Below are 18336 nucleotides of genomic sequence, written 5' to 3' on the forward strand. Positions count from 1 at the left end.
GTATTTATCAAAACGGCTTATATTGCTATAAGCCGTTTAAGCGATAAAAAGGGTTAAAGACTAAGGTAGTAAAGAACCATCATTCTTGCTGTATTCATCAAAATGACGCATAAGTTGCTCTGATGATGAATTAACTGTTGATGCTAGGGTATCTACAATCAAGGCACCATTGCCATTGGTACCCAGCAAACCATTAATTATGTCACCGGTATTAGCGCTACCATATTGAACTGATAAATCCACGCCATCGAGTACGATGAATTGATTTGCTGTACCTGCTCCTGTTCCGTCAGCATCGATAGTAATAGTGGTATTCCCACCGCTGAAGCTAAAGCTTAAATAGTCAGATAAATTACCGGTTTCTTCACCGATTAATAAATCACTTAAATCCAACTTATCTTGATTGATGTTGAAATCAGTAATGTGATCTATTCCGGTTTCACCAGCAGACCAGACAAACGTATCACGTCCATCACCGCCAGTTAAGGTGTCATCACCTAGGCCACCGATTAAGGTATCATCGCCATTGCCGCCTATTAGTAAATCGTTACCACCTTGGCCAAATAAGATGTCATTACCACTACCGCCGCGTAAAGTATCATTCCCATCATTAACATTCGCTAAATTAAACTCATGAATGTGGTTGGTGATATAAGCATGAACGGCTTTGATATCGACGTCATTAACGTTCTGACCTGTATGTAAGGCGACATACTCCTTAAGAGCAGGGAAGCCTTGGCCTGCGATACCTGCAAATTTGGCTAAATCGCCAAATATGATGTCATTACCAATTCCACCATCAACGGTATCATCACCTTGTAATAACTGATTTTCAGTACCTAAGATAACAGCAGCAAGCTGGTTGGCATTAACACCCGTCACTGGCGTATGATCGGTATCATATGCAGCAAGTGTGGTGTAATTAATGCCGTTGCCTATGCCGATAGCCTCTACAGTAGATTTGGCATTAAGTGACGCAAATGCGGCTGGTGCTTTATTCGCATCGGTATTGGGCTGGCCATCAGTGATGAAGTAGGTCAAGTTAGTGCCATGGTTAGTACTGGCACTTCCATTCGTGAACCAGCTGGTGGCCGCATCAAAGCCTGCTTTGTAATTGGTATTGCCGCCAGAGCTCATAGTGCCTAGCGCTGTAGTTAATGTCGATAGAGCATTAGCCTCAGCTAAATTGACAGAAACTGCAAATTTAAGTCCTGTATCAAAATCCACTAACAGTATTTTTACCACTCCAGAATGAACACCGATTGCACTGGCTTTTAAAGTATTAAATACCGAGGTTAACTGAGTTTTCATGGTATTTAATGCACTTGTACCCACACTTCCTGAGGTATCAACAATGAATGCGATATTGTAATTCTGGCCATCAACCACTTGAATGCCTGTTTGGTCACTGACGATAATGTCATTCGACTCAGTGCCCACAATAGTATTATCACCATGAGTACCTGAAGCATATTCATAGGTCATTCTAACTTCCGCTGTATCAGTTGCACTGATTGACGTGTTATTAGAAAGATCCGTTTGGGTGGCATCCACAGTGATTGATTGACCTGAGTCAGGAGTACTCTCAGTCCATGTTATTACACCATTACTGTAGCTAAAGCTCGTGTTTGCTGGAGGCGTTCCATCTAAATTGACTAATTCACCAGAGGAGTTCAGTTTTAATTGTAATGTTTCAGGGGTACCCGCATTATTAATATTTAGCGTGACATGGCCACCGATAGCGAGATCCGCATGGTCCACATTAACCTGTATTTGCACACCATCATCGTTGATTTCAGCATTGGTTAATATGCCATTATTATTCACATCATCCAGAATTAGAACACTAGGTGCAGTTGGTGGAACCGTATCCAATAATGGCTTCACAGCGAAGGTTGAGATTACACCATCACCATCTCCATCAGTGGCCCTAACTCTAAAGTCGATGTCATTATCCCCTACAGGCGTTAACATTTCTTCGTATTGGAAGAAATCCCACTGACCTGTGCTTGGAGTAAACTCAACTTTGAAGACTAAATCGCCTGCATCAGTTCTGCCAACCAAAGTGTTTCCAACTAAGGTCATAGTAATGGCTTGACCATCTGCGGTGGTTAAACCTGATTCATTACTGCCCATAAACTCGAAGGCGCCTTTGCCGTCCGCTCCCCATTCTTGGGCTAACGTACCTGTCGCATAAGCAATTGCGATAGGAGCTGCTGTACCAATAAATTCGATAGACTTAATGGTCATATCACTATTATCAGGATGGCTCGCAGGCTTACCATTGTCAGTAGCACGAATGATCATAGTATCGAAGCCGCCAGCTAGCACTTCGAAGTTCTTAGCATAATTACCACTGGAAGCATCTGAGTTGAAGGTTTGGATCGAAACCAATTGGCCATCACGCCAGAATTCAACAACTCCACTCTCAAGCTCGCCGCCATATATCTTAGCAAACTCAATTTTCACGCCGTAAGCAATAGTATCCGCATCGAGTTTAACAATAACTTCTTCTGATGCAGAAGAACCGTCGGAAAACTTCCTAAAGTCAACTTCATTTTCAAGGTTATGGTACGGTGCTCCGGCGCTTTTCACCCCGATACCAGACTCTGAACCATTAATTTGAGAGTTAATTAAGGCTGAATTTGTGGCAGAGGTAAAGCCTTTGGCTGTTATGGTAAAGCCATCAAAATCAAGCGAGTTATGATTACCGATTTTGTTGGTTAAATTGAATTTACCTACTAACGAGTCAGGAATATCAATGGTTGTAACGTTAACAGCTGTGCTTTCCAACAATACAGGGGCATCATCTTCAACAACGATAGTTAGCGTACCTGTTGTAGAGTTAGTGCCATCACTTACATTGACCCCTAATGCAAGTGTCAGTATGTCTTCTTCTGTAGTAATGGGGTGATCTAGTACATCAAGCAGCGTCAATGTATAGCCCCAGTTACCAGATGAACCCGCTGGAGGTGGAGTCAGCGCTATGGTCATGACTTCTGAGTAAGAGGCCGAATTGAGCGTACCTGTATAACCCGTTAAAGTGTGAGATGAAGCATTCCAAATCCAAGCAATCGCATCGCCGCCAGAAGTAAACCCAGCAGGACCTGACAGAGATACCGTCAGAGCGTCACCATCAGCATCCTGAATGTTAATGGTTCCTGAGACGACAGTCGCATTTGTAGAGTCAGTATTACCTTGATTATCCACTAGGCCATTAATTAAGCCTTCTTCTGAAACTGTTGCATTAGTTGCGGAAACGATAACCGGGGTGTCGTTAGTGCCGGTGATGGTCAAGGTGACCGTCTGGTCAACATAAGCCCCTTTATCGTCGGTGACGCGCACCACAAATGTGAGGGTTTCGGTTTGGCCTTGGGCCAGCGCTTGAGTGGCAGGTAAGCCGTTATCTAGGGTGTAGGTCCACTGACCGCTCGCTGGGTCAACACTAAAGGTGCCGTAGGTGGTGTCGGCGGTGCCTTGTACGCTCCATGCTTGGGTCGCATTGGCATCGACATCGGTCGCTGACAATTGACCTGTTGCAGTCGGTGTGCCGCTATCGGAGGCGCTTGCCTCGACCACGGAGCCCGCTAACTGACTGACATCATTGGTGATAACGGGGCTGTCATTGGTGCCGGTAATGGTGATGGTCACCAATTGCTCAGCATAAGCACCATGCTCATCCGTGACGCGCACGGTGAATGTCAGCACTGCAGATTGACCTTCGGCCAGCGCTTGTGTGACGGATGCGGCATTGTCGAGTGAGTAAGTCCATTGGCCGCTTACAGGGTCAACGCTAAAGGCGCCGTAAGCGCTATCAGCCGTGCCTTGCACGCTCCAGGTTAGCGCTGCGCCTGCATCAACATCGGTTGCCACAAGTAGGCCGGTGGCTGTTGGGGTGCCGACAACATTGGTGCCGTTATCTAAATTACCCGCTTCAATCACAGTGCCACTGGCTTGACTGTCTTCGCCGATAACCGGGGTGTCGTTAGTCCCGGTGATGGTCAAGGTGACCGTCTGGTCAACATAAGCCCCTTTATCGTCGGTGACGCGCACCACAAATGTGAGGGTTTCGGTTTGGCCTTGGGCCAGCGCTTGAGTGGCAGGTAAGCCGTTATCTAGGGTGTAGGTCCACTGACCGCTCGCTGGGTCAACACTAAAGGTGCCGTAGGTGGTGTCGGCGGTGCCTTGTACGCTCCATGCTTGGGTCGCATTGGCATCGACATCGGTCGCTGACAATTGACCTGTTGCAGTCGGTGTGCCGCTATCGGAGGCGCTTGCCTCGACCACGGAGCCCGCTAACTGACTGACATCATTGGTGATAACGGGGCTGTCATTGGTGCCGGTAATGGTGATGGTCACCAATTGCTCAGCATAAGCACCATGCTCATCCGTGACGCGCACGGTGAATGTCAGCACTGCAGATTGACCTTCGGCCAGCGCTTGTGTGACGGATGCGGCATTGTCGAGTGAGTAAGTCCATTGGCCACTTACAGGGTCAACGCTAAAGGCGCCGTAAGCGCTATCAGCCGTGCCTTGCACGCTCCAGGTTAGCGCTGCGCCTGCATCAACATCGGTTGCCACAAGTAGGCCGGTGGCTGTTGGGGTGCCGACAACATTGGTGCCGTTATCTAAATTACCCGCTTCAATCACAGTGCCGCTGGCTTGACTGTCTTCGCCGATAACCGGGGTGTCGTTAGTCCCGGTGATGGTCAGGGTGACCGTCTGGTCAACATAAGCCCCTTTATCGTCGGTGACGCGCACCACAAATGTGAGGGTTTCAGTTTGGCCTTGGGCCAGCGCTTGAGTGGCCGGTAAGCCGTTATCTAGGGTGTAGGTCCACTGACCGCTCGCTGGGTCAACGCTAAAGGTGCCGTAGGTGGTGTCGGCGGTGCCTTGTACGCTCCATGCTTGGGTCGCATTGGCATCGACATCGGTCGCTGACAATTGACCTGTTGCAGTCGGTGTGCCGCTATCGGAGGCGCTTGCCTCGACCACGGAGCCCGCTAACTGACTGACATCATTGGTGATAACGGGGCTGTCATTGGTGCCGGTAATGGTGATGGTCACCAATTGCTCAGCATAAGCACCATGCTCATCCGTGACGCGCACGGTGAATGTCAGCACTGCAGATTGACCTTCGGCCAGCGCTTGTGTGACGGATGCGGCATTGTCGAGTGAGTAAGTCCATTGGCCACTTACAGGGTCAACGCTAAAGGCGCCGTAAGCGCTATCAGCCGTGCCTTGCACGCTCCAGGTTAGCGCTGCGCCTGCATCAACATCGGTTGCCACAAGTAGGCCGGTGGCTGTTGGGGTGCCGACAACATTGGTGCCGTTATCTAAATTACCCGCTTCAATCACAGTGCCACTGGCTTGACTGTCTTCGCCGATAACCGGGGTGTCGTTAGTCCCGGTGATGGTCAAGGTGACCGTCTGGTCAACATAAGCCCCTTTATCGTCGGTGACGCGCACCACAAATGTGAGGGTTTCGGTTTGGCCTTGGGCCAGCGCTTGAGTGGCCGGTAAGCCGTTATCTAGGGTGTAGGTCCACTGACCGCTCGCTGGGTCAACGCTAAAGGTGCCGTAGGTGGTGTCGGCGGTGCCTTGTACGCTCCATGCTTGGGTCGCATTGGCATCGACATCGGTCGCTGACAATTGACCTGTTGCAGTCGGTGTGCCGCTATCGGAGGCGCTTGCCTCGACCACGGAGCCCGCTAACTGACTGACATCATTGGTGATAACGGGGCTGTCATTGGTGCCGGTAATGGTGATGGTCACCAATTGCTCAGCATAAGCACCATGCTCATCCGTGACGCGCACGGTGAATGTCAGCACTGCAGATTGACCTTCGGCCAGCGCTTGTGTGACGGATGCGGCATTGTCGAGTGAGTAAGTCCATTGGCCGCTTACAGGGTCAACGCTAAAGGCACCGTAAGTGCTATCAGCCGTGCCTTGCACGCTCCAGGTTAGCGCTGCGCCTGCATCAACATCGGTTGCCACAAGTAGGCCGGTGGCTGTTGGGGTGCCGACAACATTGGTGCCGTTATCTAAATTACCCGCTTCAATCACAGTGCCACTGGCTTGACTGTCTTCGCCGATAACCGGGGTGTCGTTAGTCCCGGTGATGGTCAGGGTGACCGTCTGGTCAACATAAGCCCCTTTATCGTCGGTGACGCGCACCACAAATGTGAGGGTTTCAGTTTGGCCTTGGGCCAGCGCTTGAGTGGCCGGTAAGCCGTTATCTAGGGTGTAGGTCCACTGACCGCTCGCTGGGTCAACGCTAAAGGTGCCGTAGGTGGTGTCGGCGGTGCCTTGTACGCTCCATGCTTGGGTCGCATTGGCATCGACATCGGTCGCTGACAATTGACCTGTTGCAGTCGGTGTGCCGCTATCGGAGGCGCTTGCCTCGACCACGGAGCCCGCTAACTGACTGACATCATTGGTGATAACGGGGCTGTCATTGGTGCCGGTAATGGTGATGGTCACCAATTGCTCAGCATAAGCACCATGCTCATCCGTGACGCGCACGGTGAATGTCAGCACTGCAGATTGACCTTCGGCCAGCGCTTGTGTGACGGATGCGGCATTGTCGAGTGAGTAAGTCCATTGGCCGCTTACAGGGTCAACGCTAAAGGCACCGTAAGTGCTATCAGCCGTGCCTTGCACGCTCCAGGTTAGCGCTGCGCCTGCATCAACATCGGTTGCCACAAGTAGGCCGGTGGCTGTTGGGGTGCCGACAACATTGGTGCCGTTATCCAAATTACCCGCTTCAATCACAGTGCCGCTGGCTTGACTGTCTTCGCCGATAACCGGGGTGTCGTTAGTCCCGGTGATGGTCAGGGTGACCGTCTGGTCAACATAAGCCCCTTTATCGTCGGTGACGCGCACCACAAATGTGAGGGTTTCAGTTTGGCCTTGGGCCAGCGCTTGAGTGGCCGGTAAGCCGTTATCTAGGGTGTAGGTCCACTGACCGCTCGCTGGGTCAACGCTAAAGGTGCCGTAGGTGGTGTCGGCGGTGCCTTGTACGCTCCATGCTTGGGTCGCATTGGCATCGACATCGGTCGCTGACAATTGACCTGTTGCAGTCGGTGTGCCGCTATCGGAGGCGCTTGCCTCGACCACGGAGCCCGCTAACTGACTGACATCATTGGTGATAACGGGGCTGTCATTGGTGCCGGTAATGGTGATGGTCACCAATTGCTCAGCATAAGCACCATGCTCATCCGTGACGCGCACGGTGAATGTCAGCACTGCAGATTGACCTTCGGCCAGCGCTTGTGTGACGGATGCGGCATTGTCGAGTGAGTAAGTCCATTGGCCGCTTACAGGGTCAACGCTAAAGGCACCGTAAGTGCTATCAGCCGTGCCTTGCACGCTCCAGGTTAGCGCTGCGCCTGCATCAACATCGGTTGCCACAAGTAGGCCGGTGGCTGTTGGGGTGCCGACAACATTGGTGCCGTTATCCAAATTACCCGCTTCAATCACAGTGCCGCTGGCTTGACTGTCTTCGCCGATAACCGGGGTGTCGTTAGTCCCGGTGATGGTCAGGGTGACCGTCTGGTCAACATAAGCCCCTTTATCGTCGGTGACGCGCACCACAAATGTGAGGGTTTCAGTTTGGCCTTGGGCCAGCGCTTGAGTGGCCGGTAAGCCGTTATCTAGGGTGTAGGTCCACTGACCGCTCGCTGGGTCAACGCTAAAGGTGCCGTAGGTGGTGTCGGCGGCGCCTTGTACGCTCCATGCTTGGGTCGCATTGGCATCGACATCGGTCGCTGACAATTGACCTGTTGCAGTCGGTGTGCCGCTATCGGAGGCGCTTGCCTCGACCACGGAGCCCGCTAACTGACTGACATCATTGGTGATAACGGGGCTGTCATTGGTGCCGGTAATGGTGATGGTCACCAATTGCTCAGCATAAGCACCATGCTCATCCGTGACGCGCACGGTGAATGTCAGCACTGCAGATTGACCTTCGGCCAGCGCTTGTGTGACGGATGCGGCATTGTCGAGTGAGTAAGTCCATTGGCCGCTTACAGGGTCAACGCTAAAGGCACCGTAAGTGCTATCAGCCGTGCCTTGCACGCTCCAGGTTAGCGCTGCGCCTGCATCAACATCGGTTGCCACAAGTAGGCCGGTGGCTGTTGGGGTGCCGACAACATTGGTGCCGTTATCCAAATTACCCGCTTCAATCACAGTGCCGCTGGCTTGACTGTCTTCGCCGATAACCGGGGTGTCGTTAGTCCCGGTGATGGTCAGGGTGACCGTCTGGTCAACATAAGCCCCTTTATCGTCGGTGACGCGCACCACAAATGTGAGGGTTTCAGTTTGGCCTTGGGCCAGCGCTTGAGTGGCCGGTAAGCCGTTATCTAGGGTGTAGGTCCACTGACCGCTCGCTGGGTCAACGCTAAAGGTGCCGTAGGTGGTGTCGGCGGCGCCTTGTACGCTCCATGCTTGGGTCGCATTGGCATCGACATCGGTCGCTGACAATTGACCTGTTGCAGTCGGTGTGCCGCTATCGGAGGCGCTTGCCTCGACCACGGAGCCCGCTAACTGACTGACATCATTGGTGATAACGGGGCTGTCATTGGTGCCGGTAATGGTGATGGTCACCAATTGCTCAGCATAAGCACCATGCTCATCCGTGACGCGCACGGTGAATGTCAGCACTGCAGATTGACCTTCGGCCAGCGCTTGTGTGACGGATGCGGCATTGTCGAGTGAGTAAGTCCATTGGCCGCTTACAGGGTCAACGCTAAAGGCACCGTAAGTGCTATCAGCCGTGCCTTGCACGCTCCAGGTTAGCGCTGCGCCTGCATCAACATCGGTTGCCACAAGTAGGCCGGTGGCTGTTGGGGTGCCGACAACATTGGTGCCGTTATCTAAATTACCCGCTTCAATCACAGTGCCGCTGGCTTGACTGTCTTCGCCGATAACCGGGGTGTCGTTAGTCCCGGTGATGGTCAGGGTGACCGTCTGGTCAACATAAGCCCCTTTATCGTCGGTGACGCGCACCACAAATGTGAGGGTTTCAGTTTGGCCTTGGGCCAGCGCTTGAGTGGCCGGTAAGCCGTTATCTAGGGTGTAGGTCCACTGACCGCTCGCTGGGTCAACGCTAAAGGTGCCGTAGGTGGTGTCGGCGGTGCCTTGTACGCTCCATGCTTGGGTCGCATTGGCATCGACATCGGTCGCTGACAATTGACCTGTTGCAGTCGGTGTGCCGCTATCGGAGGCGCTTGCCTCGACCACGGAGCCCGCTAACTGACTGACATCATTGGTGATAACGGGGCTGTCATTGGTGCCGGTAATGGTGATGGTCACCAATTGCTCAGCATAAGCACCATGCTCATCCGTGACGCGCACGGTGAATGTCAGCACTGCAGATTGACCTTCGGCCAGCGCTTGTGTGACGGATGCGGCATTGTCGAGTGAGTAAGTCCATTGGCCGCTTACAGGGTCAACGCTAAAGGCACCGTAAGTGCTATCAGCCGTGCCTTGCACGCTCCAGGTTAGCGCTGCGCCTGCATCAACATCGGTTGCCACAAGTAGGCCGGTGGCTGTTGGGGTGCCGACAACATTGGTGCCGTTATCTAAATTACCCGCTTCAATCACAGTGCCACTGGCTTGACTGTCTTCGCCGATAACCGGGGTGTCGTTAGTCCCAGTGATGGTGATGGTGATGGTGTGTTCTGTGCCATCAGCACTTAAGACCACAAAGGTTTCAACCTTGGTTTCGCCTTCGGCCAAGTACTGTACATCTGCGTTAGCAACGTTATAAGTCCAATTGCCCGCTGCATCAATGGTTAAGCTGCCCAAGGCGTCGACACTTGGTGTGCCATTGCCGACTTGGAATACAGATTGTCCTGTATCGGCGTCATTGATAGTTAAAGTGCCAGTGTCAACTAGAGTTGGATTGCTTGCATCTTCGGTCACCGCGCCAATGTCATCGCCAGCAATCACGGGAATGTCGTTAGTGCCGGTGATGGTGATGGTGATGGTGTGTTCTGTGCCATCAGTACTTAAGACCACAAAGGTTTCAACCTTGGTTTCGCCTTCGGCCAAGTACTGTACATCTGCGTTAGCAACGTTATAAGTCCAATTGCCCGCTGCATCAATGGTTAAGCTGCCCAAGGCGCCGACACTTGGTGTGCCATTGCCGACTTGGAATACAGATTGTCCTGTATCGGCGTCATTGATAGTTAAAGTGCCAGTGTCAACTAGAGTTGGATTGCTTGCATCTTCGGTCACCGCGCCAATGTCATCGCCAGCAATCACGGGAATGTCGTTAGTGCCGGTGATGGTGATGGTGATGGTGTGTTCTGTGCCATCAGCACTTAAGACCACAAAGGTTTCAACCTTGGTTTCGCCTTCGGCCAAGTACTGTACATCTGCGTTAGCAACGTTATAAGTCCAATTGCCCGCTGCATCAATGGTTAAGCTGCCCAAGGCGCCGACACTTGGTGTGCCATTGCCGACTTGGAATACAGATTGTCCTGTATCGGCGTCATTGATAGTTAAAGTGCCAGTGTCAACTAGAGTTGGATTGCTTGCATCTTCGGTCACCGCGCCAATGTCATCGCCAGCAATCACGGGAATGTCGTTAGTGCCGGTGATGGTGATGGTGATGGTGTGTTCTGTGCCATCAGCACTTAAGACCACAAAGGTTTCAACCTTGGTTTCGCCTTCGGCCAAGTACTGTACATCTGCGTTAGCAACGTTATAAGTCCAATTGCCCGCTGCATCAATGGTTAAGCTGCCCAAGGCGTCGACACTTGGTGTGCCATTGCCGACTTGGAATACAGATTGTCCTGTATCGGCGTCATTGATAGTTAAAGTGCCAGTGTCAACTAGAGTTGGATTGCTTGCATCTTCGGTCACCGCGCCAATGTCATCGCCAGCAATCACGGGAATGTCGTTAGTGCCGGTGATGGTGATGGTGATGGTGTGTTCTGTGCCATCAGTACTTAAGACCACAAAGGTTTCAACCTTGGTTTCGCCTTCGGCCAAGTACTGTACATCTGCGTTAGCAACGTTATAAGTCCAATTGCCCGCTGCATCAATGGTTAAGCTGCCCAAGGCGCCGACACTTGGTGTGCCATTGCCGACTTGGAATACAGATTGTCCTGTATCGGCGTCATTGATAGTTAAAGTGCCAGTGTCAACTAGAGTTGGATTGCTTGCATCTTCGGTCACCGCGCCAATGTCATCGCCAGCAATCACGGGAATGTCGTTAGTGCCGGTGATGGTGATGGTGATGGTGTGTTCTGTGCCATCAGCACTTAAGACCACAAAGGTTTCAACCTTGGTTTCGCCTTCGGCCAAGTACTGTACATCTGCGTTAGCAACGTTATAAGTCCAATTGCCCGCTGCATCAATGGTTAAGCTGCCCAAGGCGCCGACACTTGGTGTGCCATTGCCGACTTGGAATACAGATTGTCCTGTATCGGCGTCATTGATAGTTAAAGTGCCAGTGTCAACTAGAGTTGGATTGCTTGCATCTTCGGTCACTGCGCCAATGTCATCGCCAGCAAACGCAGCTGGATCATCCACAGGAGTCACTTCGATGGTCAGTGTGGCAGTAGAACCTGTGTTGGTGGTGTAAGTGACAACTGGGACGCTACCATTCCAATTTTCATTGGGAGTGAAAGTGTAAGAGCCATCGGCATTAAGCACTAATACGCCGCCCTCAAGCGTTACTGAGGTGCCAGCAGTATAGCTAGTGCCATCTACTTCGAAGCTGGTCACAGTCAAAGTGTTATCAAGATCACTGTCGTTATCCAGTACATTGCCGCTTGCAACTGTGTCTTCAGCGATTGTGTTGGTGTCATTAATAAGTAGTGATGAGTCATCAACAGGGGTGACTGTGATGGTCAAAGTGGCCGTTGAGCCAGTATTTGTGGTGTAAGTGATAACGGGGACGCTACCATTCCAATTTTCATTGGGAGTGAAAGTGTAAGAGCCATCGGCATTAAGCACTAATACGCCGCCCTCAAGCGTTACTGAGGTGCCAGCAGTATAGCTAGTGCCATCTACTTCGAAGCTGGTCACAGTCAAAGTGTTATCAAGATCACTGTCGTTATCCAGTACATTGCCGCTAGCAACTGTGTCTTCAGCTATTGTGTTGGTGTCATTGTCAAGTACAGATGGATCATCAACAGGGGTGACAGTGATGGTCAAAGTGGCCGTTGAGCCAGTATTTGTGGTGTAAGTGATAACAGGAACACTGCCGTTCCAATTTTCATTGGGAGTGAAAGTGTACGACCCATCGGCATTAAGCACTAATACGCCGCCTTCTAAGGTCACAGATGTGCCAGCTGGGAAGCTGGTTCCACCGACTTCAAAGCTTGTTACTGTCAAGACTGTGTCCGTGTCGCTGTCGTTTAGTAACACATTGCCTGTGGCCACACCATCTTCATTAATAGTATTGCTATCGTTTGCTAGAACTGAGGGGGAATCATTAGTATCGATGAAATCATCGCTAGGCGTGGCTGCTGGGGCTGCAGTAAAGCCTGTGGTATCAAAACCTGATGCGGCTAATGTTTCATCACCACTACGACCTACTGAAACAAAGCCTGAATTGCCTTGATTACCCGTTGGTGTACCCGCAGCGGTTTCAGGTAGGTCTTCTGTTGGGTCTTCACCAGATGCAATTAAATCTTGTAATGCTTGAATTTCTGCAAGGGCTGCAGGGTCGTCATTATCAGTGTCGGCAAAGAAATCCGCTGCGTTAGTCTCTGTGCTGCCGTCGCTGTAGGTGATGACATAAGGTAGGTTGTCTGCAAAGAATAGTGTCGCGCCAGCAGGAATCGTCTCCCCAGCTTGGACATTACGTGTTTCATTGTTTACGGTTAAGGTGACGTTTCCTTCAGCAGTACTCAGCACACCATTTTTAGTCGTAGTTACAGATCCCATACAAGCCCCCAACAGCTTTGATTTAAAGCAATACTTTTAAGATGAATCTAAGATTTTGGGTGCCGAGTTGTTTAAGGCAACAGCAAAAAAGAGATAAATTCACCACAGAACAACAATTATAGAACATTCGCAATGGGTAGTCAATTTTTTGACGTGTGTCATTTTTATTTTAACTATCTGAAAATTAGTAATTAAAATATTATACCAATGACTTGATATAAATATTTGAGTGAGATGAACCATGAATACTGCTAACTACCTATGTGAATTTGAGCATTAAAGTATTGATAACAAATGGCCCGCTAGAAGCGGGCCATTGTCTTGGGTTTGTCATGAATGATTCATGACAAACTAGCTAAACTAAGCTGCATGCCGTTGAAGGGGATGTTGAAGCGTGACGATATGACTGTGCAGCATTGGTATTCTCACCCAATTGCTCTTGGACTTGCGCCAATGCTAACCAATATTCGCTTTTCGGAGCTAATCGGCAGGCGCTTTGCAATCTTATTTTAGCTTCCTTGATATCCCTAGATTGCAAGCACAGCTTTGCAACGCATGCTTGATAACTGGCATCATTTTCGAAACTAGCCTCATGTCGCATAAGTTGTTTACGAATTTCACTATCTTGCGCGGTGACAAGTTCAGGTAAAGCTTCGAAAATGGTTCCACATGGTTCATGTTTGACTAGCTTAATGAGTAGTTTGTTGCCTTCTTCTGCGAGACCAAAACTGATTAAACCTTTTATATATATAAGTGCTAATAAAGGATCTTGCCTCTCTGATTTACTTAGCCAATGCCAAACTTTATCTAACTCTTGTGTATTTTTAGTGGCTGCTTGTGCTACCAACTGACTATTAGCATCGAACGTCAATTGATTGATTATTTCAGTTGAAGCAAGTTGTTTTTTCTGAGCAATAGGTAGTAAGGTTTTCAATGCTTGCCAGTCTTTAAGCTTAGGGTAGAGCTCAAGTGAAATACGTATTATTGCATCAGGACTTTTACTGGTCGGAGTTAATTTATCTAGCTCCATACGGGCTAAGCTGAACTCACCATCTTGCATGAAAAAACGTATCTTGGAGATAGACACGGCTTCCTGAGCCGTGGGTTCGGCAGCTGCTGAGGCTAAATATTCATCTCGAGCTTGTGTTTTCTTTTGTTTATGGGCGGCTTGGGCCGCCACTAAGAGGTTTAAGGTCGGTAACTCACCATTTGCCGCGCCTTTTAGCATACTTTTTTCTGCTAACGGCCAATCTTCAGCGGCCATGGCAATAGCACCTTGTAAGGTATGCTTTTTTGCTGCAGATTGACGCCAGCGGAGCGGTAAATGCTTACTACTGAGGGCAAGATTAATGATGAGGCCTAGCAGCCATTTAGTCAGCAGCATGATTATAACAGTGGCAACCAGTGCTGTTATGGCAACGATGAGGCTAGTTTCAATCTGGTATTCACCAATTGCGATATAGACATAACCCGTATTATCAATAAATAATGGGCTGACACATAGGCCAATTAAAATGATAGCAACAATAATAAGCGCCTTGATCATAGTGTTGGCTCCCCAGCAGGGGCTGATAAATCACCAAAGGTAACTAATTGCTCTAACAGCGGTGCTGCGGTTAGTTGTTGATGTGTTATGGGCGTGAGCTTGATTTCAGCGAGTTTATTGATGGTTTCAATGGCTGCTGCAGTGCTTGCTTGGTGTAGGTCGAAGTACTGGCCTAACCATTGTTTGGCCATGGCTAATGATTGCTGAAATTCAGAGTTATTTTTATCTTGCAGTGCTCGTTGCGCCTGTAAAAGTTTATTTTTGATATTTTCAGTTAAATACCATTGCTGCTCAGGCGATAATAGCGGTTCAAGATCTGTAGTTCGCTTTCTGATGGTGACTAAGCTGCTGCTAAAGGTTTGCCAGCTTTTTCTCAGGTTAGCTTGCCAATCGCCGATATCATCTGAAAGTTTGGCATCGGTTGTTACTGGGCTGGATGCAAGGGTCTTGTTGGCATTAAGGGGTAAGTTATCGAGTTTTATTATTAGGTTGTCCAAGGCTAGAATATGGCTCGAAGTGTCTAACAATTTAATGGATTTAAGCTGAGCGATATCTTGAGATAATGCTTTACGTATAGGTAATAACGCCGGGTTTTGCATTGCAGCAATACGTTCATCGGCAGACTCTAATAATTGCACCGCAGTGAGAAGATCTGACTCTAACCAAATTTTTCGACCAGCCATTCTTACCAAATAATCAGCTTCAGAAGCCATCCAATGATTTGGGCTGCGTTGAGCCAAGGCGTTCACTTGAGTTTGTAATTGCTCAATAGTGGCCTGGGTTGCGGTTAATTCTTGGTAGGCATTCGCATTATTCTGCTGCTGTTTTTCAAGAGACTCTATCTTAGCTTTAGCGTAACTTAGGCTAGTGTTGACCGAACCTGTGATTTGCTGGGCCTGCAATTGTTTAGCGGCAAGTTCTGACTTGAGTAAAACCGACTGACTATAAAGCCAATAGCTTGCTGCCAAGGCCGTACAGGCAATGATAAAGCACAATAATAAACCCAAGCGCATTGGCCATTTACTTGGCGTTTGGGAAGAGGGCGTCGCGGCCTTGTTCATTTTTTTATCTGCCTTGTTGATTGTGTTAACGGCTTCTTTTTCCACTGCATGTGTCGAGGGTGAACTTTTAGGATCAGCAGGTGCCGCTTGAGTTGTAGATCCTGCTGCTGGGGCGGCTTTTTTTGTTTCTTTATCAGTATGTTCCATGAAACCGTCCTTGAAAAATCAGCTAGCTTATTATAGCCCGATGACAAAATTTATGAGCTAAAGGTGTTGTATTGTTTTAAGCCCATCGATATTAACGAGCCGTGTCTTTTATTCATTTATCCAAGCGCTATCATACTTTTGTCACTAAATGCCGCTGAGGTTAAAGCGCCAATGCAGTGAGTATGGCTTGAGTACTTGCTCCATTCGCATTGCTAACACGATGAAACCCTTGGGATATAGCCTGAACTTGAACACGGTGACTTGGGACTATCATATGACATGAGCGCAGCCATGCAAATAGCTCTTTCGGCACAAGTTCCATTAAATTTGCTAAGGCTTCGCCACTGGTGAGCACTAACGTGTCTATTCCTAGGTCTTGCCATTGCTGACAAACTGACTTGGGATCGAGTGCTGGCTTACTACGTTGGTATACTTGCCAATAGTCGACATTTGCCCCCCGTTCAGACAAGGTTTGCGCTAACGTTTCTCTGCCGCCTTCGCCCCTCACAATCGTTATTTTTTGCAACTCCACATCTTGCAGCTGGGAAAGTGACAAGAGTCCTTCGCTGTCTTGTTGCGAGCTGGGCGCGCTTTGGCTTACTACTTGATATTCAGCTAGCGCCATCTGAGTCGCCTCGCCCACAGCAAAGTACTCACAGTGCATAGGAAAGTGATTGTTCAAATTGTTGGCAGCGAAATACACCGCGTTGGCACTGATAAACACCAGTTTATCAGCGCTAAAAAAACTGGCTTTAGGTGGGGTGTTCGATGGGGTTATTTCAAGTAAAGGACACAAGTGGTAGCCGATGCCAAGTTGAGTCAGTGCATCGGCCATCTGTTGATTGCGCCCTTCAGGGCGAGTAAGTAATACTTTCATGATAAGTTTTGCTTACCTATTTGCCAATGATTTAGCACCCTTGCTATTGAAGAAGGTGATATCGCGTGCTTAGTCATTATGCCTTGCCATATACAGCATCTAAAATTGTTTTAGCCCCTTGGGCTAATAATATTTCAGCCAACTGCTCACCTAATTGACTCGCTTCACTCTTAAGGCCTTTGACTTGGCCTGTGATGATCTGGCTGCCATCAGGATTACCCACTAAGCCCCTCAGTGTAAGTTCATCGCCTTCAATTTCAGCATAAGCGCCAATGGGTACCTGGCAGCCGCCTTCTAAGCGAGTGTTCATGGCGCGCTCAGCAATGACTCTATAACGAGTCTCTAAATGTTCAAGTGGTGCGAGCAATGCCTTCACTCTGGCATCATCAGTGCGACATTCTATGCCGACAGCCCCTTGGCCATTGGCAGGTAATGATTCTTCAGGGCTGATATAGCTGGCAATGCGCGAGATGAGTTTTAAGCGAATAAGACCTGCTGCAGCGAGTATGATGGCATCATAGTCACCGCTATCGAGTTTCGCCAGACGAGTGCCCACATTGCCGCGCAAGTCTTTGATAATTAAATCTGGTCGCATGGCGCGGATCTGGCACTGACGACGAAGGCTCGAGGTGCCCACAACGGCGCCTTTTGGCAGCTCGGCTAGGTTGGCGAAGTTGTTTGAAACGAAGGCATCACGTGGGTCTTCACGTTCACAGATGATTTCTAAGCCTAGGCCCTCGGGGAAATCCACGGGAACATCTTTCATAGAATGCACGGCGATGTCGGCGCGATCCTCTAACATGGCAACTTCTAACTCTTTGACGAATAGCCCTTTCCCGCCCACTTTTGCTAGAGGTGTATCTAACAGTACATCCCCTTTGGTGGTCATAGGGACGAGCTCGACCGATAAGCCAGGGTGAATACGTTCGAGTTCCGCTTTGACAAACTCAGCTTGCCATAAGGCCAATGGACTCTTGCGAGTCGCGATACGAATAAGATGTTGAGACATGTGAAACGCTTCCATCAAAGAGCAAAATTGTGACAATGCTATCACTGAGTGGCCATTTTTGTAACCGAGCCTAAGTGAATGTTTGAAGCAAAGCAGATTTTAATTTGAATGAGTTGTTTCGGCGTCAAGAAAAAGCCAAGCGCAAATGAGCTAATCACATAAAGCTTGGCTTAATAGAATGTTGTTGGTGAGTTAATAACAGCTTAAGCAGTTAACTTAAGCTCAATACCCGATTGTTTATGAATAGCATCAATCACAAACGGCATAAACTCTTGCTGATTACGCTCGTCAAACCAACGGTTTTCTTTAAAGGCAAAGTGGTAGCCACCAAAGCGAGTCGCAATCCAAATCTCATGCAAAGGTTCTTGTTTATTGATGACTATTTGCGATCTATCTTGAAACTCTAACTGCAGTACATTGCCGCTGGCATCGATATCTACATCGGCATCTTGCTCATCGATGGCGTATTCAATTGCGGTTTCAATCTGGCTGAACATAGCATCAACGAGTTGATGAAATTCAGTATCTGTCATGGCCATGCATTTCTATCCTTTGCTTTCTACGTTATGAATGCGATTATAAGGCCATTAGCCACCAGATGCACAGATGTTGAGAAAAATGAGACTGATTTTATTAATGATACTTGCTAGCTTAGTCCTAAGTGCCTGTGGCCAGAAGGGACCTTTATATAAATCCCCCGAGCCAGAGGCGAATCAAAGCCACATTAGCGAGGTAGAGGCTGAAAAGAGCCCTGCCACTAAGTAGTCAATTGCTAAGGCGTAAAAGCCGA

7 protein-coding genes are annotated in these 18336 nt (G+C 49.3%); 1 reads left to right on the top strand and 6 read right to left on the bottom strand.

Annotation, left to right across the window (positions count from 1 at the left end):
• Positions 1-60: 60 nt before the first annotated feature.
• The 6 genes from SDEN_RS20445 to cyaY all read right to left on the bottom strand — a co-directional run bounded on the left by SDEN_RS20445 (position 61) and on the right by cyaY (position 18085).
• On the bottom strand, positions 61-12906 hold the full coding sequence (locus SDEN_RS20445; RefSeq protein WP_041405640.1) for a VCBS domain-containing protein: 12846 nt from the start codon (positions 12904-12906) through the stop codon (positions 61-63).
• 355 nt (positions 12907-13261) lie between these two features.
• A complete protein-coding gene (locus SDEN_RS02040; protein WP_011494847.1) occupies positions 13262-14452 on the bottom strand; it encodes a heme biosynthesis HemY N-terminal domain-containing protein in 1191 nt (396 codons plus the stop codon).
• Positions 14449-15660 carry a uroporphyrinogen-III C-methyltransferase gene (locus SDEN_RS02045; RefSeq protein ID WP_011494848.1) on the bottom strand — a complete coding sequence of 404 codons (1212 nt, stop codon included), beginning with the start codon at positions 15658-15660 and terminating at the stop codon, positions 14449-14451. The genes SDEN_RS02040 and SDEN_RS02045 overlap by 4 nt, the downstream gene beginning before the upstream one ends.
• Positions 15661-15820: 160 nt before the next feature.
• Positions 15821-16537 (bottom strand): uroporphyrinogen-III synthase, encoded by a 717-nt coding sequence (locus SDEN_RS02050; RefSeq protein ID WP_011494849.1) that lies wholly within the window; start codon positions 16535-16537, stop codon positions 15821-15823.
• Positions 16538-16613: 76 nt separating this feature from the next.
• Positions 16614-17546: a hydroxymethylbilane synthase gene (gene hemC, locus SDEN_RS02055; RefSeq protein ID WP_041405641.1), complete on the bottom strand. Its 933-nt coding sequence runs from the start codon at positions 17544-17546 to the stop codon at positions 16614-16616.
• A 203-nt stretch (positions 17547-17749) separates the two neighbouring features.
• Positions 17750-18085 (bottom strand): iron donor protein CyaY, encoded by a 336-nt coding sequence (gene cyaY / locus SDEN_RS02060; RefSeq protein WP_011494851.1) that lies wholly within the window; start codon positions 18083-18085, stop codon positions 17750-17752.
• Positions 18086-18152: 67 nt separating this feature from the next.
• Here cyaY and lptM point away from each other — a divergent pair, with 67 nt between their 5' ends.
• The gene (gene lptM, locus SDEN_RS20110) at positions 18153-18311 is read left to right on the top strand and encodes an LPS translocon maturation chaperone LptM (protein ID WP_232279920.1); all 159 of its coding nucleotides are present in this window, start codon (positions 18153-18155) and stop codon (positions 18309-18311) included.
• The last annotated feature ends 25 nt before the right edge of the window (positions 18312-18336 follow it).

Source organism: Shewanella denitrificans OS217 (assembly GCF_000013765.1).
Lineage (GTDB): Bacteria > Pseudomonadota > Gammaproteobacteria > Enterobacterales > Shewanellaceae > Shewanella > Shewanella denitrificans.